23 protein-coding genes are annotated in these 25907 nt (G+C 53.4%); 17 read left to right on the top strand and 6 right to left on the bottom strand.

Annotated elements, in window-relative coordinates:
* The first annotated feature begins 87 nt into the window (after positions 1-87).
* A complete protein-coding gene (locus tag NSQ24_RS14820) occupies positions 88-2331 on the top strand; it encodes a S8 family serine peptidase (protein ID WP_339166117.1) in 2244 nt (747 codons plus the stop codon).
* Positions 2332-2373: 42 nt separating this feature from the next.
* Here NSQ24_RS14820 and NSQ24_RS14815 read toward each other — a convergent pair whose 3' ends face one another.
* Complete coding sequence (locus tag NSQ24_RS14815; protein ID WP_339166115.1) at positions 2374-4053, bottom strand: PucR family transcriptional regulator ligand-binding domain-containing protein; 1680 nt, start codon at positions 4051-4053, stop codon at positions 2374-2376.
* A 131-nt stretch (positions 4054-4184) separates the two neighbouring features.
* On the opposite strand from NSQ24_RS14815, the gene NSQ24_RS14810 reads away from it, so the two are divergent.
* Both NSQ24_RS14810 and NSQ24_RS14805 read left to right on the top strand, forming a co-directional pair.
* On the top strand, positions 4185-5693 hold the full coding sequence (locus tag NSQ24_RS14810; RefSeq protein WP_024984171.1) for a CoA-acylating methylmalonate-semialdehyde dehydrogenase: 1509 nt from the start codon (positions 4185-4187) through the stop codon (positions 5691-5693).
* 18 nt (positions 5694-5711) lie between these two features.
* Complete coding sequence (locus NSQ24_RS14805) at positions 5712-7076, top strand: aspartate aminotransferase family protein (protein ID WP_024984172.1); 1365 nt, start codon at positions 5712-5714, stop codon at positions 7074-7076.
* Positions 7077-7168: 92 nt separating this feature from the next.
* Here the strand turns inward: NSQ24_RS14805 and NSQ24_RS14800 are convergent, their stop codons facing one another.
* Complete coding sequence (locus NSQ24_RS14800) at positions 7169-7396, bottom strand: PLDc N-terminal domain-containing protein (RefSeq protein ID WP_003385646.1); 228 nt, start codon at positions 7394-7396, stop codon at positions 7169-7171.
* 224 nt (positions 7397-7620) lie between these two features.
* Between NSQ24_RS14800 and NSQ24_RS14795 the strand changes: the two genes are divergently transcribed.
* Positions 7621-8973, top strand: coding sequence for a hypothetical protein (locus NSQ24_RS14795; RefSeq protein WP_172920489.1), 1353 nt, complete (start codon positions 7621-7623; stop codon positions 8971-8973).
* Between the two features lie 2 nt (positions 8974-8975).
* Here NSQ24_RS14795 and NSQ24_RS14790 read toward each other — a convergent pair whose 3' ends face one another.
* Together NSQ24_RS14790 and NSQ24_RS14785 are read right to left on the bottom strand one after the other, a co-directional pair.
* Positions 8976-9401 carry a hypothetical protein gene (locus tag NSQ24_RS14790; protein WP_003385644.1) on the bottom strand — a complete coding sequence of 142 codons (426 nt, stop codon included), beginning with the start codon at positions 9399-9401 and terminating at the stop codon, positions 8976-8978.
* A 9-nt stretch (positions 9402-9410) separates the two neighbouring features.
* The gene (locus tag NSQ24_RS14785) at positions 9411-9968 is read right to left on the bottom strand and encodes a hypothetical protein (RefSeq protein WP_039070300.1); all 558 of its coding nucleotides are present in this window, start codon (positions 9966-9968) and stop codon (positions 9411-9413) included.
* Positions 9969-10157: 189 nt separating this feature from the next.
* Between NSQ24_RS14785 and NSQ24_RS14780 the strand changes: the two genes are divergently transcribed.
* From NSQ24_RS14780 to NSQ24_RS14755, 6 genes are all read left to right on the top strand, one after another.
* A complete protein-coding gene (locus NSQ24_RS14780) occupies positions 10158-11528 on the top strand; it encodes an NAD(P)-dependent oxidoreductase (RefSeq protein WP_339166113.1) in 1371 nt (456 codons plus the stop codon).
* A gap of 18 nt (positions 11529-11546) precedes the next feature.
* On the top strand, positions 11547-12833 hold the full coding sequence (gene preA, locus NSQ24_RS14775; protein WP_003385641.1) for an NAD-dependent dihydropyrimidine dehydrogenase subunit PreA: 1287 nt from the start codon (positions 11547-11549) through the stop codon (positions 12831-12833).
* 93 nt (positions 12834-12926) lie between these two features.
* On the top strand, positions 12927-14312 hold the full coding sequence (gene hydA / locus NSQ24_RS14770; protein WP_003385640.1) for a dihydropyrimidinase: 1386 nt from the start codon (positions 12927-12929) through the stop codon (positions 14310-14312).
* 34 nt (positions 14313-14346) lie between these two features.
* Positions 14347-15237 (top strand): nitrilase-related carbon-nitrogen hydrolase, encoded by an 891-nt coding sequence (locus NSQ24_RS14765; RefSeq protein ID WP_003385639.1) that lies wholly within the window; start codon positions 14347-14349, stop codon positions 15235-15237.
* Positions 15238-15354: 117 nt separating this feature from the next.
* Positions 15355-15879 (top strand): hypothetical protein, encoded by a 525-nt coding sequence (locus tag NSQ24_RS14760; protein ID WP_003385638.1) that lies wholly within the window; start codon positions 15355-15357, stop codon positions 15877-15879.
* A 95-nt stretch (positions 15880-15974) separates the two neighbouring features.
* A complete protein-coding gene (locus NSQ24_RS14755; protein ID WP_003385637.1) occupies positions 15975-17687 on the top strand; it encodes a methyl-accepting chemotaxis protein in 1713 nt (570 codons plus the stop codon).
* Between the two features lie 110 nt (positions 17688-17797).
* On the opposite strand, the gene NSQ24_RS14750 is transcribed toward NSQ24_RS14755, so the two are convergent.
* Positions 17798-19285 (bottom strand): NCS1 family nucleobase:cation symporter-1, encoded by a 1488-nt coding sequence (locus NSQ24_RS14750; protein WP_003385635.1) that lies wholly within the window; start codon positions 19283-19285, stop codon positions 17798-17800.
* A gap of 168 nt (positions 19286-19453) precedes the next feature.
* On the bottom strand, positions 19454-21214 hold the full coding sequence (locus NSQ24_RS14745) for a UbiD family decarboxylase (RefSeq protein WP_227277627.1): 1761 nt from the start codon (positions 21212-21214) through the stop codon (positions 19454-19456).
* Positions 21215-21459: 245 nt separating this feature from the next.
* Between NSQ24_RS14745 and NSQ24_RS14740 the strand changes: the two genes are divergently transcribed.
* From NSQ24_RS14740 to NSQ24_RS14710, 7 genes are all read left to right on the top strand, one after another.
* Positions 21460-22050, top strand: coding sequence for a GNAT family N-acetyltransferase (locus NSQ24_RS14740; protein WP_339166109.1), 591 nt, complete (start codon positions 21460-21462; stop codon positions 22048-22050).
* An 84-nt stretch (positions 22051-22134) separates the two neighbouring features.
* Positions 22135-22545, top strand: coding sequence for a DUF3054 domain-containing protein (locus tag NSQ24_RS14735; protein ID WP_338460865.1), 411 nt, complete (start codon positions 22135-22137; stop codon positions 22543-22545).
* Between the two features lie 335 nt (positions 22546-22880).
* Positions 22881-23240 carry a hypothetical protein gene (locus NSQ24_RS14730; RefSeq protein WP_031932851.1) on the top strand — a complete coding sequence of 120 codons (360 nt, stop codon included), beginning with the start codon at positions 22881-22883 and terminating at the stop codon, positions 23238-23240.
* On the top strand, positions 23218-23853 hold the full coding sequence (locus NSQ24_RS14725; protein WP_327970389.1) for a thiamine phosphate synthase: 636 nt from the start codon (positions 23218-23220) through the stop codon (positions 23851-23853). Before NSQ24_RS14730 ends, NSQ24_RS14725 begins: the two co-directional genes overlap by 23 nt.
* Entirely contained in the window at positions 23850-24530 is a 681-nt protein-coding gene (gene thiE / locus NSQ24_RS14720; RefSeq protein ID WP_171506736.1) for a thiamine phosphate synthase, read from the top strand. The genes NSQ24_RS14725 and thiE overlap by 4 nt, the downstream gene beginning before the upstream one ends.
* A gap of 57 nt (positions 24531-24587) precedes the next feature.
* On the top strand, positions 24588-25499 hold the full coding sequence (locus NSQ24_RS14715; RefSeq protein ID WP_327955563.1) for a hypothetical protein: 912 nt from the start codon (positions 24588-24590) through the stop codon (positions 25497-25499).
* A gap of 77 nt (positions 25500-25576) precedes the next feature.
* The gene (locus NSQ24_RS14710) at positions 25577-25867 is read left to right on the top strand and encodes an antibiotic biosynthesis monooxygenase family protein (protein WP_003385627.1); all 291 of its coding nucleotides are present in this window, start codon (positions 25577-25579) and stop codon (positions 25865-25867) included.
* The last annotated feature ends 40 nt before the right edge of the window (positions 25868-25907 follow it).

Raw genomic sequence — 25907 nt, 5'->3', positions numbered from 1 at the left:
GTCTGAAGCTTGGGACACTTTTACAATTATTACCCTTTTCGTATAATGTTGTTATTCAAAAATCAGACGGGAGAAGGGGGCATTTCATTGCGGGGAAAAAGGCATGCGGCACTGATTGGGGTACTTGTTCTGTCGCTCATGGTCGGCGGGCTGCCGACAGGAGCCAAGCAACAAGGTGAGCGCAGGGGAGATCTGGAGATTGAAGCGCGGGAAGGCTTTTCTCTGGATTCCCGATCCAAAGCGGGAGGAGAAACAGACCTGGTCGTCATTCAATTCGAGGGGCCCATTGAAGAAGAATGGAAAGAAGAAATAGAGGATATCGGTATAGAGCTGGGCGACTATTTGCCTGACTATTCCTTTATAGCCAAATTATCAGAACAGGGCGATGAGAAAAAATTGAAACGGCTCTCTTTTGTCAAAAGGGTCGTTCCTTTTTATCCGGTTAACAAGGTAGCGCCGACTCTTCGCAAGTCATTGGGAACAACCGATGAGGTAGAAGTAGCTGTGATCGGCTTTGATCAGCAAGTGGACATGAACCGCACTCTGTATCGGGCGGCGAGTGAAGAAAGCATCGGTGATGTGGACTCGCTGCAGAATGCGAGGCACATCTCGCTTGCACGCATGAGCGGAGAAGGATTGGAGGAGGTCATCCAGTCAGAAGATGTCATTGCCGTGATTCCTATGCCGGAGCGAAAACTACATAATGATCGGGCTGCAAAAATCATCAAGGCAAACAAGCTGGAATCTGCCGGCTTTACCGGGAAAGGACAGATTATTGGCATCGCCGACAGTGGTTTGGATACAGGCGATCCAGACGATCTCCATCCCGATTTTACGGGGAGGATCAAAAGCTTGTATGCAATTGGCCGCAAAGGCGACGCGAGTGATCTGGATGGACACGGAACGCATGTAGCCGGATCGGCACTTGGCAGCGGAGAGGCTTCTGATGGACAGTATCAGGGAATGGCGCCGGAGGCGGAGCTGGTTTTCCATTCGATGCTGACGGAAAAGGGGTATTTGAAAGGAGAGGTCGAGGACATTCTCGGGGAAGCCTACGAGGACGGCGCACGTATTCACTCGGATTCATGGGGGACTGACGATAACGGCGATTACGGACTCGATTCCTTCTTGTTTGACCAGTTTCTCTGGGAACACAAGGATATGACTGCCCTGGTAGCTGCGGGCAATCAGGGAGAGTATGGCTACAAGACGATCGGCAGCCCGGCCACAGCCAAAAATGTCATCGCCGTAGGGGCTACCGAGAACGACCGACCGGATGTAGGCGGGGATGAGGCGGATGATCCGGATACTGTAGCGGGATTCAGCAGCCGCGGAACGACGAAGGATGGAAGGCTGAAGCCCGATATTGTCGCACCCGGGAGCTATATTCTTTCCGCTCGCTCATCGGTCGCTCCTGAAGAGGAGTTTGAAGAGCTCTTCGACCAATACTATGCATACAACAGCGGGACAAGCATGGCCGCACCAATTCTGGCCGGAGGAGCGGCCCAGCTTCGCCAGTTTTTGCTCGAAGAAAAAGAACTGGATGAACCGAGTGCCGCCCTGATCAAAGCGATGCTGATCAGCGGAGCCGATGATCTCGATGAGGACATGCGCCTTCAGGGATTCGGGCGGGCCAACCTCCTGCAGGCGATCGAGACAGATTTCGTAGATGAAACAGATGGTCTGGTGACAGGAGAAGAGGCGACGTTTGCCGTCGAGGTGTACGAACGCTCCAAGCCGCTTGCCATCACATTGGCTTGGACAGACTATCCGGCTTCTCTGGCAGCGAAAAGAACCTTGGTGAACAACCTTGATCTGACTGTAACCGCTCCCAGCGGAGAGAAGTTCAACGGAAACGACTTTTTCCGTTTCCCGTATGACGATGAAGTGGACAATTTGAACAATGTGGAACAAGTATGGATTTCCCGACCGGAAAAAGGCTTGTACACGGTGAGCGTAAAAGGCTTCAATGTCCCAAAAGGTCCACAGCCATTTGCGCTCGCCACAACGGGCAAAATCAAGGAAAAAGGCGGCGGACAGCATATCGAGCAAGGGAAGCTGCATGATGACAAAAGGTCGGACAGGTATGCCGATTACTCATTTCGGGCCAAGAGCGAAGGCCGGTTGAGAGTATATGTTGACTGGAACAATCATGCGTCGTTAAGCTTGACGTTGTATGACTCCCAAGGCGATATACTGGCAATCAAGGAGATAAAAAAGAGGAAAAGCCTCGTTCTGCCGCTCCCGGAGAAGGGGCGATACAAAATACGACTGGAGCTTGAAGACGGCCCGAAGGTATCCTATAAACTCTCGATGAGCTATCCTGAATAAACCGGAATGATCATACGGATGGAAACGGCGCAGCCCATCACGCTAACGTGGCGGACGCGCCGTTTTGTCTTGAGCCTTGTTCGGGGGCGTGTGGTATTTCAACCCGTGCTTCCACTCGTGAGCCCGCAAGGCTATTTCCAGACAGAGCCGTTCATTGGGGTGCGTAAAGTCTACCGGGAGATGCTCCTGGATTTTTTCCAGCCGGTGGTACAAGGTCTGGCGGTGGATGAATAAATGATCAGCCGTTTCCTGCTTGGACAAGTTGTGATCCAGGTAGACACGCAATGTCTGGGCCAGTTGGGTCCCGTTCTCCGCATCGTATCGCAGGAGCGGCCCCAGGTAATCATCGATAAAATGCGTGAGCACGGGATCCTGGGGGACATGAAACAGCAGACGGAACAAGCCCAGCTCGGCAAAATAGGGGCTGTGGGCGTCTTGCTGGAAGATCAGGGCCTGCTCGGATTCTGCCAGGTGCCGGCCCGCCTCTGAAAGCCTCTCGCCAGGCCGGCTTACACCAAACAGGACCTCGGTATCCGGTCCCATGGCCTGGCGGCACATCCGTTTCATCTCGGACATGGCCTTGTCCAGAGTTCGGCGAATATCCGTTTGATGGGTTGGTGCGATCAGGAGAAGGTAAAAGCGGTTTCCTTTGCAGCGGATGAAGGGACGAAAGCCGAGCCTCGTCAGCAAAGAACGGAATACGCCGGTAAGCTCATGCGGCGCGAGGGGCGAGGAAAGGTCCTCCGTGCTCCGATGGAGAGACAATAAGAGCGTGTAGTAGGTCGGTGTTTTGTTCTTGCCGGATAAGCCTAAGAGAGAGCGTATTTGTTCCTCTGGCAACGGCCTGTTTGCGATCAGATCGTCGAACAGCCGATTCTCTGCTGCGAGCATCTGCTCTTCGGCAAACATTTTTCGCATCAGAATTTGGGCCATCGAGCTAACGGTATAATCGAGCGTCAATAGCAGGTATTCGTCGGCTTCCCGATCATACAGAATCAAGCCGACATAAGCGAGCAGATGTCCCATGACGATAATGGGCTGGTAGACCAGCTTCTTTTTGTCCGAGAGCGCGATGATCCCGCTGCTTGAGACGGAATCGTCCCCTTGCGGCAGGGCCGTACGCATCAAACCGGACAGCTCCGATTGAACAACCTGCGGCAGGGGAGGGACGTAGAGAGGATTTCCATCCAAGGGAAAAAAAAACACCTGTGTGTGTACACTGGCCTGAAAATGCTGCAAGAGTTTCGGAATTCCCTGTGTCTGCAGACTGAGCTGCTGCAAGCTGCGGGAATACGTCTCCAGGTTGCGAAGCGCCTGCATTTGACGGTTGATCAAATGCTCGTGCAGATCCAGTGTAATGTCAACGAAGCGAACAGGCTTATGAAAGACAATCAGTGGAAAGTCATGATGGTCAGCGAGCTCAAGCATGTCCTGTGGCACTTGCGGGATGTAGTCGCCAAGCTCGATACATAACCCGACCGCCTTCCGTGAAATGAGCTCGGAGAGATAAGCCAGCCGCTTTTCTTTTGCCTCGCCAAATCCGAGTCCGGTCGAAAGGATCAGCTCATCGCCGTTCAGGTATTGAACAGTGTGAGCCGCTTCCAATACATGCACCCATCGCACCGAGCGGGACAAGCCCCGACTGCCTGCGACCACTTCCGCGTGCTGAAACAAAGGACGTTTGACGACATCTGCCACGGTCAGGCGCCATTCATTGGTCATTCTTCTCCTCCTATAGACAGTCTGTAACATGAATACTACCGAACTCCTGTCAGTTTGTCTAGTGATGGCGCGTTGAATGTTCAGATAAGATAGAATTATCAATCATGCATGTGCGCAAAGGAGTTGAAAGGATGAGTACAACAACAGTTGGTCCTACTTTGAAAAACTACATCGCCGGAGAATGGGTGGAGTCCCAGACGGAGCGCTATGAGGATATCCCCAACCCGGCAACAGGCGAAGTGCTGTCGCGCGTACCACTCTCGACGAAGGATGACGTGGACAAGGCTGTGCAAGCGGCCAAGGCTGCCTTTCCGGCCTGGAGTCAGACCCCTGCGGTAGATCGTGCCCGGATCATGTTCCGCTTCCAAAACCTGCTCTGGGAGCACCAGGATGAGCTGGCGCAAATGATTACGCTGGAGAACGGGAAAAACCTGCCTGAGGCACACGCGGAATTGCTCCGCGGCATTGAAATGGTGGAGTTTGCGGCAGGAATGCCGACGCTGCTCATGGGTGAGACGCTCCCGAATATCGCCAGGAACATCGACTGCCAGGTAATTCGGTTTCCTCTTGGCGTCGTTGGCGGAATTACGCCGTTCAATTTCCCCTTGATGGTGCCGATGTGGATGTACCCGATCGCGATTACGGCAGGCAATACATTTGTCTTGAAGCCGTCCGAGCGCACGCCGCTGTCCTGCATTCGGATCGCCGAGCTGTTAAAGGAAGCGGGATTGCCCGATGGCGTATTCAACGTCGTCAACGGCGCTCACGATGTGGTGAACGGGCTATTGGAGCACCCGGATGTGAAAGCGATCTCCTTCGTCGGTTCGCAGCCAGTCGCCGAGTACGTCTACAAGACAGCCGCAGCGCATGGAAAACGCGTCCAGGCGTTGGCCGGGGCCAAAAACCACCACCTCGTCATGCCGGACACGAATCTGCAGCGAGCAGCCAAAACCATCGTCAGCTCCGCCTTTGGCTGTGCAGGCGAGCGCTGTATGGCGGCGAGCGCGGTCGTGGCAGTAGAGGAGATCGCAGACGAGCTGATCCGCCATCTGATCGAAGAGTCCAACGCCTTGAAAATGGGGAACGGGCTAGAGCCGGGGGTTGACCTGGGACCGGTCATTCGCGCTTCGCATTTGGAAAAAGTGCACGGTTTCATCGAGCAGGGACTTTCCGCAGGCGCCGAGCTCGTTCGGGATGGACGGGAGGATGCGAAAGCAAACCCGGAGGGCTATTTCCTCGGGCCTACGATTTTTGACAAGGCGGATGCCGAGATGGTGATCGTCCGAGACGAGATTTTTGCGCCTGTGCTAAGCGTCATGCGGGTCAAGAATTTCGAGGAAGGACTTGAAACGATCAGCAAATCCCGCTTTGGAAACGGAGCCACCATTTACACAGAAAACGGCAAGTGGGGACGGGAGTTTGTACAGCGCGTGGAAGCCGGCATGGTCGGGGTCAACGTAGGCGTCCCTGCGCCAATGGGCTTCTTCGCCTTCACCGGATGGAAGAACTCGTTTTACGGAGACCTGCATGCCAACGGCAAAGACGGCGTCGACTTTTTCACGAAGAAAAAGACGATTACGTCGCGCTGGTTTGACGACGGCGATACCAGTATCGGTTCCCAAAAAGTATTCGTGAAATAACGAAAGGGAGGATCGAAAATGAGCCAGGAGCAACAAACTCATACGCTGGAAAAGGAATCCCTGCTGGAAAAAGACAGGGCGCACATGTGGCATCACATGTCGCCCTACAATCCGAATCCGATGATCGTCACGGAAGCGAGCGGCTCGTGGGTGACGGACATTGACGGAAACAAATACCTGGACGGCATGTCTGGCCTGTGGTGCGTCAATATCGGCTACGGCCGGCAAGAGCTTGCTGAGGCTGCCTATGAGCAATTGAAAACGATGGCCTACTTCCCGCTGACACAAAGCCATGTGCCAGCGATCAAGCTGTCGGAAAAGGTGAGCGAGTGGCTCGGTGAAGAGTATCGGGTCTTTTTCTCCAACAGCGGTTCGGAAGCGAATGAAGTAGCCTTCAAAATCGCCCGTCAATACCACCATCAGAACGGCGAGCCGGGCCGGTACAAGTTCATTTCCCGTCACCGGGCCTATCACGGCAATACGATGGGAGCTTTGGCTGCTACCGGACAATCGATCCGAAAACAAAAATACGAGCCGCTGGCGCCGGGCTTTCTCCACGTTTCCCCGCCGTATTGCTACCGCTGTCCATTCGGAAAGTCCTACGGGAGCTGCAGCCTCGAGTGTGCCCAGGTATTCGACGAGGTCATCAACTGGGAGGGAGCAAACAGCGTGGCGGCCGTCATTATGGAGCCGACGATCACAGGCGGCGGCGTCATCGTTCCTCCGCCGGAGTACATGCCGAAGGTGCGGGAAATCTGTGACAAGTACGGCGTCCTTTTGATCGTCGACGAAGTGATTTGTGGATTCGGCCGTTCCGGTCAAAAGTTTGGTCATCAAAACTTTGGCATCAAGCCTGACATTGTGACCATGGCCAAAGGGATCACAAGTGCGTACCTGCCGTTGTCGGCTACCGCGGTGCGGGCAGACATTGCCGACAAGTTTAACGAGCAAGGAGTCAACCTGCACTTCCGTCACGTCAATACGTTCGGCGGAAATCCGGCGGCTTGTGCGCTCGCGCTGAAAAACCTTGAGCTGATGGAAGAAGAGCAGATGATCGAGAGGGCTGGCCGTCTGGGAGAGGAGCTGCGGGAGAAGCTGTCGTTCTTAGAGGAGCATCCGCATGTAGGCGACATTCGGAGCTTCGGTTTTCTGATGGGCATCGAGATGGTGGAAAATCGGGAAACGAAGGAACCGGCAGCGCCTGACAAATTGACCAAAGTCATCGGAGCCTGTAAACAGCGCGGCCTGATCATCGGACGAAATGGCGATACGATACCGGGCTTCAATAACGTTCTCACCCTTTCGCCTCCTTTCTCGACTACAAGCGAAGACATTGACTTCATCGCTCGCGTACTGCGTGAAGCGTTTGCGGAATTAGCCTAAGCAATCAAATAACAAAAACGGCTTCCTATTCCTGACCTGCCCTAAGACGAGCAGAAAGGGAAAGGAGGCCGTTTGGTTTCATGGTTTCAGAATCAAGAATCTTTTCTCATGATGAAATAGACAATCAGACCCATGACCGGAAAAAGCAGTGTTCCAATGAGTACAAGCAAAGCGTATTCGTTGCTTTTGCCGCGTTTGCGAGCGTCCCGATAGGCCCAGATACTGGTGAGGATATTTAGCGCGTATAGAACCAGGAGGATCAGAAACGGGAAAAACATGATCAGTTGAATTGGTAAGTCGAAATGACTTTTGTATTCCACAAGTGTCCCTCCCAAAAGTGTATATCGAAAGGCATGACAAATCATGTCTATGTATGGCAAACAAGACTCTATCGGCAGTTGGTCGGCAGATCCAGGAAGATGTCCCAAGCAAAAGCGAAAGGTATTGACGCGGGTTGGGGATCATGATAAGGTACAACGTAATGAATACTAAGTAAATACATAGGAATTCTATGTTTTAATCATTTCGACAGGGGAGGAAAACCATGAACAAAGGACGTACAATCAAACAGGCAGCCGCGGGGGCAGTTTTACTAACCGCTTTAGCGGTGACCGCTGGCACGCAGGTGTATGCAGCGCCCGCATCCACTTCTTCTTTGGCGGTGCAAGCTACTGCGGTGCAAACATCAGCACCTCAGCCAACATCCGTCAAAGATGCCGCCGCCTACATCACAAAGCGGTACGGAATCACTTTGTCCGGGACTATTACCAAACAGCAGTTTGAAAAGGCTTTGGAAACGCTGCTAGCCTCTTCCAGTATAGCGGTTAACAGCGATGGGGCCAATCATTCTTTCTTCCCGAAAGGCTCGACGAGCAATAAGCTTTTGGCATGGGAGGCAATCAGCGCTTCCGTAAAGGCTGCTGACTTAAAGGAACTGGCGCATACGTATTCGGACGAAAAAATCTCCGCAGCCTGGGATGCAGCCGGCTTGACGTATAAAGCAGGCGAAGGGATTGCCAAGGAAGCGGCACAGGAGGTGGCGGTCGCCTTTGACACCGGGTTCCTTTCTGCAAAGGATTTGTCCGGAATAAAGCTGGAAGCAAATGTATCCGCCGAGCTCGCCTATCAGCTCTTGAACAAGGTGGCAGAATTTCACGGAGAGCAGCAAAACTTTCTCGGCACCATCAGCGACGACGACATCTTCGGAAAGCTCGTCCAGGCGTGGAATGAATCCCAGTTGATCAGGACAGAAGAATTGCAAAAGACCGTAGATGAAGGACTGAAACAAAACCTGATCACCGGTTACAATCTCAAGGACACGCAGTTTGATCCCCACTTTGATCCCGCACGGACGATCACCTACGGGCATAGCGATATCGTCCATGCGGTGCAATTGGTCGGCCTGCTCCGCAGCGAAGGCATTGCTGCGAAAGTACAGTTGGAGCCGAAAACGTCTGCTTTTGTTTATTTGAAAGAATGGGGCGAGCCGGTACAAACGGATGATTATCAAGTAGTCCCGATCGACAACGGCAATCACATTGCCTACGCCAAGGAATACGATCTGAGTCTGGAGTTTGCCACGGTCGAAGAAAAAGAGAAATTCCAACCGCTCGTACTGAAATACGCGAAGCGCAATCAAGAGGATATGACCGGTCTTCTCAAATCGTCCTGGTGGCAGCCTCTCTACTATTCCCTGACAAAGCTGGATGAGTATCCGGTGATCACAAACAATGTGCTGAAAAAAGGCCGCTATCTGGCCCAGACTTTTACCCTGAACGAAGATTCGGCCAAAGTCGTATCCGGATTGAAAAAAATCAACCCTTCTGCCAGCGTGGAAACGTATCAGTTTTGGGTCGATCAACCGTTTTACAACTATTTAAAAGGGGACTATAAATAAGCTCATCCCCGCTCTTTTTTAGTGGTTGCGGGCTGGTCATCCTGTTCGGCTTGGTATGCGCGAAGTCCGCGAACGAACATTTCCAGGATGACGTCGTGCTGGGTCTTGCTCGCCACCTTCAGGCGTATTTGCTCCAGCTCGTTCACCAGTTCCGAATCCAGATGCAAATTAATCGTTTTTCCCTTGCTTCGCGGGTGAATTTCAAGATGATTGCCATTCTTCTTGACCACCCCTTCGACAACCGCTTCTTTTCCGAGTATGTTGCGATCGGGTACGTACAAGCAAGGGGCTTCCAGGATGATATGGGTCAGCTCTTCACTGAAACGGATAGTGAGGGGCTGCCCCTTTTTTTTATGAAAGTCGCGAATTTGGCGAGAATATTCCTGGTTTTCTACAGTATTGCCGAGCGTGATAACAGCTGTTTCCATAACTCCTCCTTACGACCGGGCAAGAGAAGTGGAGGTCTGATTGGCTTTCTGCAAAGCACCCTCCGTGACCCCGTCTATTACTTCGCCGTTTTCCTCGATCTGTACCTGGTAGACAAACAGGTCATCTGCAGGATCAGCCTTGCTTAAGGCGACAGCCGTGATGACCGCACAAACCCATTTCCCGTTCCGCTCCAGACGAACGCGATCCAGGACGTCAAATTTGGGAACGAGCAAACCTTTTCCGTGCAAAAAGCGCAGTACTTCTTTTCGCGGATACAGAAAACGCTTGTTTCCCTGTTTGCCTGCCAGCAAAGGAAATACCTCGCGCTCATCGATGACCGTGCCAAGCAGCCCATCGTCTGCCCACCTTTTAATCGAGGCCATGCTTCCCGTCCTTCCGCTCCGGGAGGCGAGCAGGTCCAAAATCTCGCGCGATGATACATAGTTTTTTCTCTCCGAGCGTTGCGCTTCAAAAGCAATCCGTTCGGCTTCCAATCTCTCCAACCGGTCCATCGCTTCTGCAATTTGCTGCTTGAGTCTGGCAATCAGCTGATCGTAATCCTTCATGCCATCCCCCTCAATTCTTGTTTTGGTATCAGCCTATTCTGCATTGAAATCAATCATGCCTGGGAAGTCGGTTTCATTTCAGGAACCTCCTATTTAAAAAAGGTGATGAAGGAATCATAAAACGCTTTTTTTCCACATTGATAATAGCAAGGAAGCAATTTTCAGAACGCCTGAGGAGGTTGTTGCATAATGAGCGTTCACCGCGAAGAAACAAAGACCGCATCTATGCTGCAGGCAAACTTTCAAGAAGTAGTTCCTGCCCTGAAGCCGAAAGAAGCGATAGACGAAGCAAACCGGTGCCTTTTCTGTTACGATGCCCCCTGTATCAAGGCCTGTCCCACCTCGATCGACATCCCGTCCTTTATTAAAAAAATTGCGACCGGCAATCTGCTCGGGTCGGCGAGGACGATTATGGAGGCAAACCCGGTCGGAGCTAGCTGTGCCAGGGTCTGTCCGACAGAGGAGCTGTGCGAAGGTGCCTGTGTGCTCAATCACGCCTCCAAGCCGATCATGATCGGGCTGCTTCAGCGTCATGCGACAGACTGGGCAATAAAAAATCAGAAAATTCTGTTTCATGCAGGAGAGCAAAATGGCAAGCGCGTCGCTATCGTCGGCGGCGGTCCAGCCGGTCTTTCGGCAGCGCGAGAGCTTGCCCGTCTCGGCTATGAAGTAACGGTTTTCGAAGCGCGAGAAAAGGCCGGCGGGCTAAACACCTATGGCATCGTTTCCTTCCGTTTGCCGCAGGAGGTTGCACTGTGGGAGGTTGAGCAAATCGAGCAGATGGGCGTGACCATCAAGACTGGAACCCGCGTCGGTGTAGACGTGACACCGGAGGACCTTCTGCAGAGCTTTGATGCCGTCTTGCTTGCGGCAGGCATGGGTGCTGTCCCGATGCTGAACATCGAAGGCGAAGACTTGATCGGCGTTCTCGATGCGATTTCCCTTGTGGAGGATACGAAAACGAAACCGCTTACGGATTTGATGCTCGGTAAGAAAGTGGTCGTGATCGGGGCGGGAAACACGGCGATAGACGGAGCCACTGCCTCCAAACGGCTGGGTGCCCAGCTCGTTCAGATTCTCTACAGGCGTACAGAGAAAGAGATGACCTGCTACGAGTTCGAGTATGAATTTGCGAAACAAGATGGCGTGGAATTCCGTTGGCTGGTAGCGCCGACCCGGATTATCGGCGAAAACGGACGGGTGACCGGTATTGAGCTTATGCGGATGCAGCTTGGGGAGCCGGATGCAAAAGGACGAAGGCGTCCGGAGCCGGTCCCGGGCAGCGAGTTTGTAATGGAAGTGGATTTCGTTGTAAAGGCAATCGGGCAAACGCGGCACGTGGACTTGATCGAAATGTTCGGGCTTCAGCACAAAAACGGGATCGTGGAGATCGAGGAAGGCACGTATCGAACCTCTCATCCGCATGTCTACGCCGCGGGCGATGTCATCTTTGGCGGAGGGAATACGGACGCGATGGTCGTGGATGCAGCCAATCACGGAAAGCGGGCGGCTCATGCGATCCACACGGCGCTGGAAGCAAAGTCTCAGCCAGTTTTATAAGAAGGAGGCGTAGAAACAATGGCAGATTTACGCATTAATTTGGCGGGAATCGAGTCGCCCAATCCGTTTTGGCTGGCTTCAGCACCGCCTACCAATTCAGGCTATCAGGTGCAGCGGGCGTTTGATGCGGGGTGGGGAGGAGCAGTCTGGAAGACACTGGGGGAACCGATCATAAACGTGACGTCCCGGTTTGCCGGACTTCACTTCGGAGGACAGCGGGTGCTCGGCTTCAACAACATCGAGCTGATCACGGACAGACCGCTCGAGGAAAACCTGAAGGAAATGCTGGAGACCAAAAAGCTGTTTCCGAAGCACACGTTGATCGCTTCGCTCATGGTCGAGCACAAGCGCGAAGCGTGGCATGAAATCGTGAAGAAAGTGGAGGCCATAGGGGTAGACGGACTGGAGCTGAACTTTGGCTGTCCGCACGGCATGGCGGAACGCGGCATGGGCTCGGCAGTAGGTCAGCACCCCGACCTGATCCGGCAGCAGGTAGAGTGGGTCAAGGAAGTCGCCCAGACGCCTGTCATCGTCAAGCTGACGCCAAACATAACAGATATCCGCTTCACAGCCCGTGCAGCGTCAGAGGGGGGAGCCGATGCCGTCAGCATGATCAATACGATCAACAGCCTGATCGGAGTCGATCTGGACTCGTGGCTGCCGATCCCGCATGTGGATGGAAAAGGAGCGCACGGCGGTTATTGCGGACCAGCGGTGAAGCCGATCGCGCTCAACATGGTAGCGGAATGCGCTCGCGATCCGCAGGTGGGGATTCCGATCTCCGGGATTGGCGGCATTTCCACATGGCAGGATGCAGTCGAATTTTTGCTCATGGGAGCGAGCGGCGTCCAGGTATGCACCGCAGCCATGCATCACGGATTTCGGATTGTCGAGGACATGATCGACGGCCTGAACAACTACCTGGATGAGCGGGGAATCGCTTCGGTCATGGACATCGTCGGCAAAGCTGTGCACACCTATTCCGATTGGGGCCATCTCAACCTAAACTACAAGGTCGTAGCCCGCATCCACGAGGAAACGTGCATCAATTGCAACAAGTGCCATATTGCTTGCGAGGACACCTCTCACCAGTGCATCGATATTGTGACTGACGAGCTTACGGGGAAAGAAAGGCTGGTCGTTCGTGAAGAAGACTGTGTCGGCTGCAATCTCTGCTCCATCGTATGTCCGGTCGAAGGGACGATAGAGATGGTAGAAATCCCGTCTGATCAGCCGCCGCTCTCTTGGAACCAGCGTCAAGCGGCACTGGCAGCAGGCGGAAGCTGCGAAGCGGGACAGGAGTAATGTTTTAACCTCTGAATGCATAGCTTGTACTGGCAAGAGACATACCGCCAGAGCATTTGCCCTGACGGGGTCGGGAAAAGAGGAGGGTATGAGATGAAAAAATGGATTCGCAGAGGTACTGTAGTGACGGCAGCCGATACGTATCAGGCTGACGTATTGATCGAGGGCGAACGGGTAGTCGCGATCGGTCATCAGCTGTCAGTTGACGGTGCGGAAGAAATCGACGCCACCGGATGCTATGTCATTCCAGGCGGGATCGATCCGCATACACACCTCGACATGCCGTTTGGAGGCACGGTGACGGCGGACGACTTCTTTACCGGCACCCGGGCAGCGGCATTTGGCGGAACGACCAGCATCGTCGATTTCTGTCTGACCAAAAAAGGAGAGTCGCTGAAATCGGCGATTGCGACCTGGCATGAAAAGGCACGCGGGAAAGCCGTCATTGATTACGGGTTTCACCTGATGATCGCGGAGGCAAACGATCAGGTGCTGGAGGAGCTGGAGAGTGTCATCTCGTCGGAAGGGATTACTTCGCTGAAAGTGTTTATGGCATATAAAAACGTCTTCCAGGCAGACGATGAGACTTTGTTCAAAACCTTGGTCAAGGCCAAGGAGCTGGGGGCGCTCGTACAGGTGCATGCGGAAAACGGCGATGTCCTCGATTATTTGACCAAGAAAGCACTGGCCGAGGGGAACACCGATCCGATCTATCACGCTTATACCAGGCCGCCCGAGGCGGAAGGAGAGGCGACGGGCAGAGCCATTGCTTTGACCGCGTTGGCGGGCTCGCAGCTTTACGTCGTCCATGTCTCTTGTGCATCGGCGGTACAGCGGATAGCGGAGGCGCGGGAGAAAGGCTGGAATGTCTACGGGGAGACATGTCCGCAATATTTGGCTTTGGATGTGAGTATCATGGATCAGCCCGACTTCGAGGGAGCCAAATACGTCTGGTCACCGCCGCTCCGGGAGAAATGGAATCAGGAAGTGCTGTGGAGCGCATTGAAGAACGGCATATTGCAGACCGTCGGCTCCGATCATTGTCCTTTCAACTTTCGGGGTCAAAAAGAACTGGGGAGAGGTGATTTCACCAAGATTCCCAACGGCGGTCCGTTGATAGAAGACCGCTTGACGATCCTCTATTCCGAGGGGGTACGCCAGGGACGCATTAGCCTGAACCAGTTCGTGGACATCTCTTCTACGAAGGCTGCGAAGCTGTTTGGGATGTTCCCGAGAAAAGGAACGATTGCGGTAGGCTCGGATGCCGATATCGTCATTTTTGACCCGCATGTAAAGCGTACGCTTTCCGTCGAAACGCACCATATGAACGTTGACTACAACCCATTTGAAGGAATGGAAGTGTACGGCGAGGTCGTCTCGGTTCTATCGAGGGGCTCGTTCGTGGTGCGCGACAAGCAATTCGTCGGGCAGGCAGGAAGCGGCCAGTATATCAAACGCACTACTTTTGAACAGCCATAACCCCAAACCCATTGAAGGGAGGCAGACTTCCACTATGGCAAACAAGGTAACAATCGGCCTGATCCAGGCGAAAAACGACGTTCACGGCGATGAGCCGGTCCACGTCCATAAAGAAAAGGCAATCGAAAAACACGTCCGGCTGGTTCGCGAGGCAGCGGCCAAAGGCGCTCAAATAATCTGTTTGCAAGAAATCTTTTACGGTCCGTACTTCTGCGCCGAACAAAATACCAAATGGTATGAAGCGGCCGAGGAGGTCCCGGATGGGCCGACCGTCCAGCAATTTCAGTCGCTGGCCAAAGAGCTGGGGACGGTGCTCATTCTGCCGGTCTATGAGCGGGTAGGTATTGGTACCTACTACAATACAGCTGCTGTGATCGATGCGGACGGCCGTTACCTCGGCAAATACCGCAAGCAGCACATCCCCCACGTGGGAGTCGGCGACAACGGCTGCGGTTTTTGGGAGAAATACTATTTCAAACCGGGAAATTTTGGCTATCCCGTCTTTGAGACGGCCTTTGCAAAAGTGGGCGTCTACATCTGCTATGATCGTCATTTTCCGGAAGGGGCCAGGCTGCTTGGGCTGAATGGAGCCGAAATCGTCTTCAATCCGTCGGCGACTGTGGCCGGCCTCTCCGAATATCTCTGGAAGCTCGAACAGCCGGCTCATGCTGTAGCCAATGGATACTATGTCGCTGCGATTAACAGAGTGGGAGTGGAAGCGCCGTGGAACATGGGGGAATTTTACGGTCAATCGTATCTGGTAGACCCCCGGGGACAATTCGTAGCAGTCGGCAGCAGAGATCGGGATGAGGTGATCATCGCGGAAATGGATAAAAATCTGATCCATCAGGTGCGGGATACGTGGCAATTCTACCGCGACCGGCGACCTGAGACCTACGATGATATGGTCAAATTGCTCCCTTAAATCGCATGGCAAAGGGAATGGCCCAGCAGCGAAAAGCAGGGTGGCGCGGTGTGGCGCCCCCTCTTTTCCCGTTTGGGATACGCCGCTGGAGTTGAATCGTGAAGAGGAGTTTTCTGCATGAAGAAGATCGTCTATCGGGGAGTTGAATACAGGGAAGCCGAGCGAGTCGTCAAGCTGCAAAGATATGAACGGCACGAACGCAGACAATTTGTCAACGGGGCTATCGCCAAAGCTGTGTTCGGTTCTGGCGTGTATCTTGTCAGCAATATGAAGGTAGCGGCTCAGTATGCCATTTGTCATGCGGAAACGACTTGGGACCAGGCGGCCATCCTCAGGCAGGAGTTGAGAACTGCGGGACTTTTTTCTCTGCATGAACAATACGGAGAGAATCAACTGCGTCTGGATGCCCTGCAATCCCGGCATTCAGAGGACGTCCTGAACCGGTTGTCAGCCGAAATGGACGACCAGGAATGGCTGGACTGGACCGGAGAACAAATCAGACTTTACTTGATCGAACAAGGCTACAACGGGATCTGTTATCGGATAAGCGACGAATTGACCTATTACATTTGTTATAGCCCCGACGAGCAAATTTCCAACATTTCATTGTTTTCAGTATTTGATGTAGGAGTTTCGTCGTAAAACTATCGACTTGTCCATCCTCCTTTGGTAGAATTAGACATTATTCGACCATTTTCAGCAATTATGATTATAAAATAAGGAGATGGCCTCAAGACATGAAACTTTTGCGCAACATGCAGACACGGACAAAGCTAATGAGTCTGGTTATTTTGATGAGTGTTTTCTTGGGAGGAGTAGGGGCTACTGGCTACTACAATTTAATGAAAGCGGAAACACGGATGTCCACGATGTACCAGGATCAGCTGTTGCCGATCAAGTGGGTGAACGAGCTCCGTACAGAGACAAGACAGATCGAGGCAATTATGTATAAAATGATGCTGGAAACGAGCCCTTCCAAACAAAGAGATTACAAACAGCAGTACCAGGACCTGGTGGCGGAGTCTGATGCGTTGCTGGCAAAGCTTCAGGAGTCTGCAACTTCAGAACAGGAGACAGAAATTCTGGAAACGCTGAAGACGCTGTTGGAAAAATACCGGGGCGATCAAAAAGTCGTGATCCATTTGGTAGAAGAAAAAAATCCGGACGAAGCCTTTGCTTTCTTCCGTGCGACGGAATCGACGCTGAACGGGATTAACCAAGAGCTAAAATCCTGGGCAGATTACAATTCCGCAAGAGCAGAAGAAACGAATAACGTAAATACCGCAGAGGCGAAAGCCGTAGAAATTACGATGCTCGGAATCGCGGTGCTTGCGATTGTCCTTGCGCTCAGCGTCGGATTTGCCATCGCCCGGATGATCGCCAACCCGCTTCGCGACGTCGCTTCCAAATTGGAAGAGCTCGCTAGCGGAAATTTGGCAGTGAAGTCAGTTGAGTATACAGGGAAAGACGAAGTCGGGACGCTGGGATTGGCCTTCAACCGACTTGTATCTGAGCTGCGTCTCCTGATCGATCAGGTAAAAGTGGCGAGTGAACAGGTAGCGGCTTCCTCCGAGGAGCTCCATGCGAGCGCAGAGCAGACAGCGAGAGCGTCAGAGCAGGCAGCTGCTGCCATCGAGGAGATCGCTTCCGGGTCAGAGGTACATACACTTCGCTCCCAGGAAGGTGTACGCGTCATGGAGGAGATGGCCCTGGCTGTACAACGTATCGCCGAAACCTCGGGCTCCGTCTCCGAATTCTCCGGACAAGCCGCCCAGGAAGCAGAGCAAGGCAATGAACGCATTCAGTCCGCAGTCGATCAGATGACCGCGATCAATGAAGCAGTAAGCCGCGCTGCCGAAATGGTGCAGCTGCTAGGTGTCCGCTCCGAGGCGATCGGAGAGATCGTTCAGGTCATTACGGGAATCGCTTCCCAAACCAACTTGCTCGCGCTGAACGCTGCCATCGAAGCGGCCCGTGCCGGCGAACAAGGCCGCGGCTTTGCCGTTGTGGCTGACGAGGTGCGAAAATTGGCTGAGCAATCGGAAGAGTCTGCCCGCGAGATTGAGAGATTGATCCAGGATATTCAAAATGAAACGGCACAGGTTGTGAATGCAATTAAACAAGGCACCCGGGAAGCGGAAACGGGCAGTGTGATCGTCCGTGAGGCAGGAGAAGCCTTCCAGCGCATCGTCTCTTCATCGCAAACGATCGCTGAACAGATTCAGGAGGTATCCGCGGCGACCGAACAAATGTCGGCAAGCATACAGCAAGTCGCCTCCTCGATGGATGAAATGAACCGGTTGGCGCAGGAGGCTTCCGACCATACGCGCGGTGTTGCCGCGACATCAGAGGAACAGCTGGCGTCCATGCAGGAAATCACCAACTCCAGTGAAAATCTGAGCAAGCTTTCCCATGAGCTGCAATTGTCCATTAGCCGGTTTAAAATGTAAAGATCAGTAAAAGAGAAGCTCCGCCAAATGAACGGCGGAGCTTTTATTACGTCACTTTTTACGCTAGCGCAGCAGTAGAATGCATTTCATCGGGAAGTATGCACATTTAATTAGGAAGCATGCGCCTCTGCCTTGGCGGTAATCTTCTCGTAATCCGCCTGGCTTATCAGGCTGGAGCTTCGTTTCATAAACCAGGTGTAGAAGATCAGGGAGACGAACAATCCGATCGTCCAGGCATTATCCCAGATGAACCCTAATCCGGGAATGAGCCTGCTGACAAAAGGAACAGCAATCCCGAGCAGCATGGCCCAGATGGCATTCCAGTTATAGCCGCCCCTGTACGAGTAAATTCCGTTTGTGCGATACAGCTCCGTCAAGTGAATTCGCTGTTTGCGGACCAGCCAGTAGTCTGCGATCGCGATGCCGTCTATCGGTCCCAGCAGAGCGGCATAAGTTCCGAGCCACAGGAAAATATAATTGCCGAAATTATCCAAAATATACCATGGCTGCATAACGAGTGCGACGACTCCGGTAATGATTGCGCCAGCCCCAAAGCTCATTTTGCGCGGGGAAAGGTTTTCGATGGCCCGTGCAGGAGCTACGACGTTCGCGGCAACATTGGTCGTCAGCGTGGCCAGGATGATGCCAATTGTTCCAAAGAAGATGGCAAGCGGAGAGAACTTCGCGAGGACGGCCGCAGGGTCCCAGATCGCTTCCCCAAAAATGACGACGGTAGCAGAGGCAACAGCGACCCCGATAAAGGAGAAGCCTCCCATGGTCGTCGGCAGCGCTACGGATTGACCGACAATTTGAGCTCGCTGGCTCTTGGCGTATCGGCAAAAGTCGGGAATATTCAGCGCCATCGTTGCCCAGAAGGCAATGGCACCGGTAAGGGAAGGAAAGAAGACTTTAAAAAACTCGCCAGCGGTTGTAAATTTGGAGGGAGCCGAGAGCATCGGTCCCCAGCCGCCAGCTTTTGTCAACGCCCAAATCAGCAGGGCGAGGGACATGATGATCAACGTCGGAGCAGCCCAGAACTCCATCTTTTTAATCGCTTCAGGTCCTCTGTAGGCGATCCAGACGTTTAGCGCCCAGAACCCGAAAAAAGCAATCCAGGTATGGCCAGGCACATTGCCCCAACTGCTCATGGACATCAGCAGGGTATCGATAGCGGTCCCGCCAAACCAGCAGTTGATGCCAAACCAGCCCGCGCCGACAAGACCTCTCGCTACGGCAGGAATGTGTGCCCCTTTGGAGCCAAACCAGAGACGGGCGTAGACCGGATACGGAATCCCGAATTTTGTGCCCGCATGGGAATTAAGGAGAATAGGGATAAGGACGATACAGTTGCCCAGGATGATGGTGATGATCGCCTGCCACCAGTTCATGCCGAGGGCGATTAATCCGGCCGCGAGCGAGTAGGCGGGCAAGCAGATCGACATGCCGATCCACAAGCTGGCAAAGTTGTACGAAGTCCAGTTGTGCTCAGCCATCGTGGTTGGCCGCAGCCCATCGTTGAACAGAGGGCTGTCTTTGATCAGATTTTCGCCTTCCTTGGTCAGGGTGACGATGCCGTCCGAATCCACCTGGGTCTTCATGAATAACTCCCTCCTTTATAAAGAAAATAGGAACCGACCAACATAAGCGTTGCTCGGATACAAGATGCTACATTATATTGGACAGTCCGACAAGAAATGACAGAATTTTCTCACATAAAGAAACCAGAAAAGCACCCGGCAAGATTGCTCCGGGTGCTGTGGTGCTTGTTATTTCGGAAAGTATTCCTTCCATCTTTGATCGACGAGCTTGGCAATATCCGGGTGAGTCTCTACTTCGTCAGGGTAAAATGGCTTCATTCGCGCATCGACTACCAGCGGACCTTCATAGCGAATCTTGTTGCGGGAAATGGTCGCTTTTGCATATAGATCATGAGCCGGATCAAAGCGGGTGAAGACGGTCCATAAAAACTGGCTTTGGTCATTTGCAATCGAGGCATCATCGACGATGCAGATCATCGGCCACTCTTTGCAATGCTCGTTTACGTACGGCAGAATTTCTTCGCCAAACTGCGGATTCTCCTCAAAGGACGGACCGGAGATGACGAGACATCCGCCGCAGAACGGTTGGATCCGGGAAGTATTCGGGATGCCTTCCCCCTTGTATTCTTTGGGCAGCTCCCGAACAGGGTCTCCGATCCCCAGCATGATCCCTTTTGAACCATGGTTGAATTTCCGGCCGGTATAATCCAGTGTATCGCCGGACGTATCGTTGACGATCAGCAGATCGCGCTCCGGCTGGAAGCGGGCAAGAACGATTTCCATAAAATTCCTAAAATTAGCCAAATCGCAAGGGACATCCGTGACCATCAAAAACTTGGTCAGCGTCAATTGTCCTTCGCCCATGATCCGGAAGGCATGAGCCATCGCTTCCTTATAATAGCTTTCCCGGACGATCGCCCCTGCGAGAGCGTGAACCCCGGTCTCACAGTAAGCCCAGATCGCTTTGACGCCAGGCATGACGACAGGGAACAGCGGAGAGAGCAGGCGCTGCAGGTACTCGCCGATATAGTAGTCCTCCTGACGCGGCTTCCCGACGACTGTAGCCGGGTAGATGGCATCCTTGCGGCGGAACATTTGTTTTACTTGAAATACCGGGAAATCATGCGTCAGCGAGTAATAGCCGAAGTGGTCTCCAAACGGCCCCTCCGGTCTGCGGACATGCGGTGGAACTTCTCCCGCAAAAACAAACTCGGCATCTGCAACGATGCGGTGCGGATGGTTGGGCACCTCCACCATCTTCAATTTATCTCCCATTACTAATGAAGCAAAGACAAGCTCCGGCACCATCTCGGGCAGAGGAGAGATCGCGGACAAAATGAGGGCGGGCGGTCCGCCGATCGTCAGCGAAACAGGCAGCGAGCGATTTTGTTTTTCCGCTTCGTAGTAATGAAAACCGCCGCCCTTGTGGATCTGCCAGTGCATGCCTGTCGTATTTTTGTCGTATATCTGGATGCGGTACATCCCCAGATTGTGCTGCTTTGTCTCTGGATGCTCGGTGTAAACGAGCGGAAGCGTAACGAATGGACCTCCGTCCAGATGCCAGCTCGTCAATGCAGGCAACGCTGTCATATCGACTTCTGTTGTACTTACTTGGGTGACGGGAGCCTGTCCTTGGGATACCGTCTTCGTACCGGTACGCATCACTTCCAGCAGAGGCGACCGCAGCTCCCACAATCCGGAGAGCGAAGGCGGCATCAGCTTGTCCAACCCGTGAACCAGGTCTTTTACAATCGTTTCCGGTTTTGGACCGAATGCCATGTCCACACGCTCGGCTGTGCCGAACAGGTTGGTCACGACCGGGAATGTTTTTCCTTTTACATTGGTGAACAGGAGTGCAGGTCCTTCCTCCTGGATGACCCTCCGGTGTATCTCAGCCAGCTCCAGATTTGGGTCCACTGGCGCGTCAATCTCGATTAACTGCCCGTGCTGGCGCAGTTGTTCCATAAACGAACGCAGATTTGCGTGCATCTTTCCTAACCTCCACATCCCCTTAATTCCTCTTCTAACTGTACACGAACGCCCCGTTTGAATCTACCTTTTTCCCACTTGGGTTGTGACGAATTCTTTTCTGACCGTGTTCTGCTGTGCCGCCCTTTTATTCTCGCATTCTAGCATCGTCTTGACAAAAGTGAGCGTCGCCATTATCCTTGGAAAAATTTAAAAGGACTGTTCTGTTATACGCAAAAGGCAGAACAGCAAAGGAGCGAGTTTGTATGCTGCAAATCAGTCCAATCACCCTCGAAGGAAAGCAGGTTCGTCTGGAACCGCTGGACACCAGGCATTGCGAAGGTGTATTTCAGGCAGGGAATTACGAGGAGATATGGAGCTATATGTCAACAGTGATACGACAGCCCGAAGACGCCCAGCGTTTTATCGAAACGGCGCTGGAGAACCAGGCGAGCGGAACAGAGCTGCCTTTTGCGATCGTCAGGAAGGAAGACGGACAAGTAATCGGCAGCACCCGATTTTTGAAAATCTCGAAAAAAGACCGCGGGCTGGAGATCGGCTATACGTGGCTGACGCCCTCCGTCTGGAAGACGAAAGTAAATACGGAGTGCAAATGGCTGCTATTGCGTCACTGTTTCGAAGAGCTCGGTTGCATTCGCGTCCAGCTGAAAACGGATGCCCGCAATGCAAATTCCCAACGGGCCATCAAAAGAATCGGTGGCGTTTACGAGGGAACCCTGCGCAATCATATGATTGTCCGCGACGGGTATATTCGCGATTCGGTCTATTTCAGCATTTTGGACAGGGAATGGCCGCAGGTGGATCAAAAGCTCCAAATGTTGCTGTTTGGTGAATAACGGGCAAAACGGATTGTGGATGGACGAGAGAGATGTGTACAATGAGCGTGTCACCATCTAAATAGGAAGAGTTGAGGATTGTTCATGAAACGGATACACGCTCCGGCCGGTTACGTCCTGCTCGCAGGCGATCTGGCCGCCTTTTTGCTGTTTACGTATTACGGAAAGCTGGCGCACGGACTTCCGGCCACTGCATCAGGGATCATGGAAACGCTGGCTCCGTTCCTCTTGGCCTGGATATTGGTCGCGCTGTTTTTCCATCCGTATCGGCGCCACTCATTGGAGAAGGCGGGCACGCAATTGCTTAACGTCCTGCTCATGTGGACGATTGCGGCACCCATCGGTCTGGTCATTCGTACACTCTGGCTGGGAACACCGCTCACCTGGCTGTTCGCCGCCGTTGCGTATTTTATCATGCTCGCCTTTTTGCTGGGCTGGCGGATTCCGTTTGCCATCGTCTACGCCCTCATTCGCCGGCCGTCCCGGACTCTTTGATTAAGCAAGTCCTGCCTCCTGATAAAAGCGCCTTTGACAGGGGACGCTACCAGTTGATGCTTGTAAAGGGAGGTGGGCACATGGGCAAGAACAACAACAGCAAGGATCTGGGCAAACACCGTGGAAAAACGCTGGATGAGCACGATAAAAACACCAACCTGCGTCAGTCCAACCACAACGACCGCAACAAACCGTAAATGAAAACCGTGCGAGCCGAACGAGTGTAAACGGCTCGCATTTTATTTGCTGAAAAGCGACACCGTGAAATTCTGTCTGACGAAAAGAATGTGCTATAATAACCAGAGTTTCGCTTTGTTTTTATGGAGGGGAAAATCGTGACCGAACCGTTGCAGGATGTACAACCTTTTACGCTGTCCACACAGGCCTTCCTCATTTTGTGCCGGTTGATGGACGGATGCTACGATGATCTGCGCGAGCAGGAAAATACGAGAGACTTGATAGAATCCATCGCCGATATACTGCTGGCCGGGGTGCAAAAGCTGGAAGAGCAGGAACAAAAACCGCGGACCGTGACGTTTCCGCTCAGCTTGCCGCAATCGTTCTTTTTGCGCAGACTGGTTGCCGAGATGGTCGCTCGCATGCCTGGAGAGCAAAATGAAAAAACAGCCAAATGGCTGCAGGAGTGTCTGACGGTGCTGTCTGGAGGCGGACATGGGCAAGCTGTACAAACCTGAGCTGCACGTCATAACGAGCGGACGACAGGAGCTCGACGAGGTGCTGCGCATGGCCGAAGCCGCATACAGCGGAGGAATGGATCGGCTCCATATTCGGGAAAAGCACCGTACGGCTCGCGAAATCATGGAGTGGGCGGAGGCCTTGGCGGGAGTCATGCCGCGCGAAAGCATCCTGATCAATGACCGCGTCGACGTGGCAGCAGCCGTCCAATGCTGCGGGGCACATCTCGCTTACCACAGCTTGCCGGTCAAAGCGGCCAGAAGAGTACTGTCGCCCGGGCAAAAGATCGGGTGCTCGGTGCACTCTATGACAGAAGCAATGGAAGCCGCCGAGCAAGGGGCGGACTACGTCTTGTACGGCCATATTTTTCCCAGTCGTTCCAAACCGGGTTTGGCTCCCAGAGGGACGGGGGAATTGAAAACCATCGTCGAAGCGCTCTCTATCCCGGTGATCGGGCTTGGCGGGATCAAGCCCGACAATGCAGGCCAGGTGCTCGCGGCGGGCTGTGCTGGCATTGCGGCGCTTTCAGGAATAACAGATGCAGCAGACGTGAAGCGAGCTGCCCGCTCATACAGGGAAGCGCTTGACAGGTGGAAGGGGGAAACGGGATGAGAAACACAGAGCGATTGCGTGACAAAATGGGTGTCTATTTTGTCGTTGGAACCCAGGATTGCGGATATTCGGCCGCGCGTACGCTGGAAATCGTCGAGCAAGCCCTGAAAGGGGGCGCGGGTACTTTGCAGCTCCGCGATAAAGGAAGCAAATTGACCCGCGAAGAGAAGGCTCGGCTTGGAGCCGAAATGAAGCGGCTTGCCCATCAATATCAAGCCATTTTCTTCGTCAATGACGATGTTGACCTGGCGATTGACCTGCAAGCAGACGGCGTTCATGTGGGTCAGGATGACATGCATCTAAAAGACGTACGTGCCCTGGTGGGAGAATCGATGTACATTGGCGTATCTGCGGGTACAGTGGAAGAAGCCAGGGAAGCGATGGCAGGTGGAGCAGACTGTATCGGCGTTGGTGCCATGTATGCCACAGCGTCCAAGGCGGATGCAGGAGAACCGATCGGTCCTGCAGGACTGGGGCAAATACGCGAGGCGGTGGGAGGGTCGCTGCCGATCGTAGGAATTGGCGGGATTACGCTGGAAAATGCTGCTGCTGTTCTGGCTGCCGGAGCGGATGGCGTGGCCGTGATCAGTGCGATCAGCAAGGCCGCATCTCCCGAGCAAGCGGCTCGTGAACTGAATGAAGTCGTCAATCGTACGAGGAACGGACAGCCACGCTGACACATAACGTACCATAGACAGACCGGGAACTTGAACCTGGCGAGGGAGGTGGAACAGATGAAACATCGAATTTACCGGATTGGCTATGAATGGGTAAGCAAACGAGAGTTATTGGAGCGCCTCCAGCTGACGGATTGTGCGCTTGTGGAACATAAGCGGCTTGCCCCTGCCGAAGATCACCCCGATACAGAGAGCGTGACGCCTGAAGAAGAACGGCATGCCGCCCTGGTTCGGTATCAAAAGCGTCCTGGCGAGTGGATCACGTTCAACGGATTGTATGAGATTCTGAATCGAGAGCCTATTCCCTGGATTGATTCACCGCTGGAGTACCATCTGTTCGGCACTGAGCTGATCCCCGGCAGTATTCGCAGGGAAAAGGCGCCCCAGGCTCGAATACCGGCAAGGACCAAGCTGCAGGTAGCGGCTATTCGTCAGGAGACGGTTTTTGTCACGGTTCCTGGCCATCCTTCGAGGCGCTATGAGATGTCGCTATCCCATGCCCGATTTGCGAAGGATACGCCCACGGAGCTGGAGCTGAAGCTGCAAGTGTTTGCATTTCCGCCCAGACAGGATATCCTCGTTGACTGGCTGCTGAAGGAAGGGCGAAAGTCGGGTATTATTACCAGACCCAATCAGGAGCGTGTTGAACGATCAGCCTTTCAGGTGTGGGATGAGCTACGCCAGGAATACGGAATCAGCGTAAGCGCGGCTCTGCTGGCGATCAAGCAGGCGCTGGTCGTACTTGATCGAGCAGGTGTCGAAACAGATTTTCCCTATCCGATACACGAGCTGTCCGACCTCTCCTTATCCAATGACGACGAGCGGGATGCATTCTACTCTTATCACGCCGTGCGCTGTTCGATTGCTGCGGTCGCATCGCTTTTGACCACAGATCCCAAGGACCCGCTTCAGGATATTCTTTTGGTCGATATCATGCTGGAGCAACAAATAAACCGCAGGCGCCCGTAAGCTGCCTGCGGCTTTTTGGTTCCCGGAGCGCTTTTTTGTATAATAGGTTTGATCAAGCTGGAAAGGGGTGCAAGTACATGTATGTATCGATGAATCGTTTGACCGTACCGTCCGACTATCGGGCTCACCTGGAAAAAGCCTTCAGTGAGGGCGGCGAGCGGATGAAAAATGTCCCGGGATTCCTGGAGTTCCTGTTTCTGGCGCCTACCCAGGGCGATGAGTATACCGTGTTTACCAAATGGGAAAGCGAGCAGGATTTCCTGAATTGGACACAGAGCGAGGCGTTCAAACGGTCGCATGCAGGCAGCAATCCGAACAGCCCGGTCAAGTCCGAGCTGCGCACCTATCAGGTAAAGGCATCTTCGTAAATGTACAGGCATTCGTTTGCGCATAAAGCAGGCGGATGCC

The sequence above is a fragment of the Brevibacillus sp. FSL L8-0520 genome, from assembly GCF_037963895.1.
Lineage (GTDB): Bacteria > Bacillota > Bacilli > Brevibacillales > Brevibacillaceae > Brevibacillus > Brevibacillus borstelensis.
Note: the sequence above shows the minus strand (reverse complement) of the source record. Positions and strands in the feature narration are given on the sequence as shown.

Excerpts from the sequence above, each read along its gene's own strand:
- NSQ24_RS14725 (WP_327970389.1), top strand. The coding sequence starts at position 23,218 with ATGGGCAAGCTGTACAAACCTGAGCTGCACGTCATAACGAGCGGACGA.
- NSQ24_RS14790 (WP_003385644.1), bottom strand. The coding sequence starts at position 9,401 with ATGGAAACAGCTGTTATCACGCTCGGCAATACTGTAGAAAACCAGGAA.
- NSQ24_RS14745 (WP_227277627.1), bottom strand. The coding sequence starts at position 21,214 with ATGCACGCAAATCTGCGTTCGTTTATGGAACAACTGCGCCAGCACGGG.
- NSQ24_RS14735 (WP_338460865.1), top strand. The coding sequence starts at position 22,135 with ATGAAACGGATACACGCTCCGGCCGGTTACGTCCTGCTCGCAGGCGAT.
- NSQ24_RS14805 (WP_024984172.1), top strand. The coding sequence starts at position 5,712 with ATGAGCCAGGAGCAACAAACTCATACGCTGGAAAAGGAATCCCTGCTG.
- NSQ24_RS14760 (WP_003385638.1), top strand. The coding sequence starts at position 15,355 with ATGAAGAAGATCGTCTATCGGGGAGTTGAATACAGGGAAGCCGAGCGA.
- NSQ24_RS14780 (WP_339166113.1), top strand. The coding sequence starts at position 10,158 with ATGAGCGTTCACCGCGAAGAAACAAAGACCGCATCTATGCTGCAGGCA.
- NSQ24_RS14795 (WP_172920489.1), top strand. The coding sequence starts at position 7,621 with ATGAACAAAGGACGTACAATCAAACAGGCAGCCGCGGGGGCAGTTTTA.
- preA (WP_003385641.1), top strand. The coding sequence starts at position 11,547 with ATGGCAGATTTACGCATTAATTTGGCGGGAATCGAGTCGCCCAATCCG.
- NSQ24_RS14810 (WP_024984171.1), top strand. The coding sequence starts at position 4,185 with ATGAGTACAACAACAGTTGGTCCTACTTTGAAAAACTACATCGCCGGA.
- NSQ24_RS14740 (WP_339166109.1), top strand. The coding sequence starts at position 21,460 with ATGCTGCAAATCAGTCCAATCACCCTCGAAGGAAAGCAGGTTCGTCTG.
- NSQ24_RS14715 (WP_327955563.1), top strand. The coding sequence starts at position 24,588 with ATGAAACATCGAATTTACCGGATTGGCTATGAATGGGTAAGCAAACGA.
- NSQ24_RS14710 (WP_003385627.1), top strand. The coding sequence starts at position 25,577 with ATGTATGTATCGATGAATCGTTTGACCGTACCGTCCGACTATCGGGCT.
- NSQ24_RS14785 (WP_039070300.1), bottom strand. The coding sequence starts at position 9,968 with ATGAAGGATTACGATCAGCTGATTGCCAGACTCAAGCAGCAAATTGCA.
- hydA (WP_003385640.1), top strand. The coding sequence starts at position 12,927 with ATGAAAAAATGGATTCGCAGAGGTACTGTAGTGACGGCAGCCGATACG.
- NSQ24_RS14815 (WP_339166115.1), bottom strand. The coding sequence starts at position 4,053 with ATGACCAATGAATGGCGCCTGACCGTGGCAGATGTCGTCAAACGTCCT.
- NSQ24_RS14755 (WP_003385637.1), top strand. The coding sequence starts at position 15,975 with ATGAAACTTTTGCGCAACATGCAGACACGGACAAAGCTAATGAGTCTG.
- NSQ24_RS14750 (WP_003385635.1), bottom strand. The coding sequence starts at position 19,285 with ATGAAGACCCAGGTGGATTCGGACGGCATCGTCACCCTGACCAAGGAA.
- NSQ24_RS14765 (WP_003385639.1), top strand. The coding sequence starts at position 14,347 with ATGGCAAACAAGGTAACAATCGGCCTGATCCAGGCGAAAAACGACGTT.
- thiE (WP_171506736.1), top strand. The coding sequence starts at position 23,850 with ATGAGAAACACAGAGCGATTGCGTGACAAAATGGGTGTCTATTTTGTC.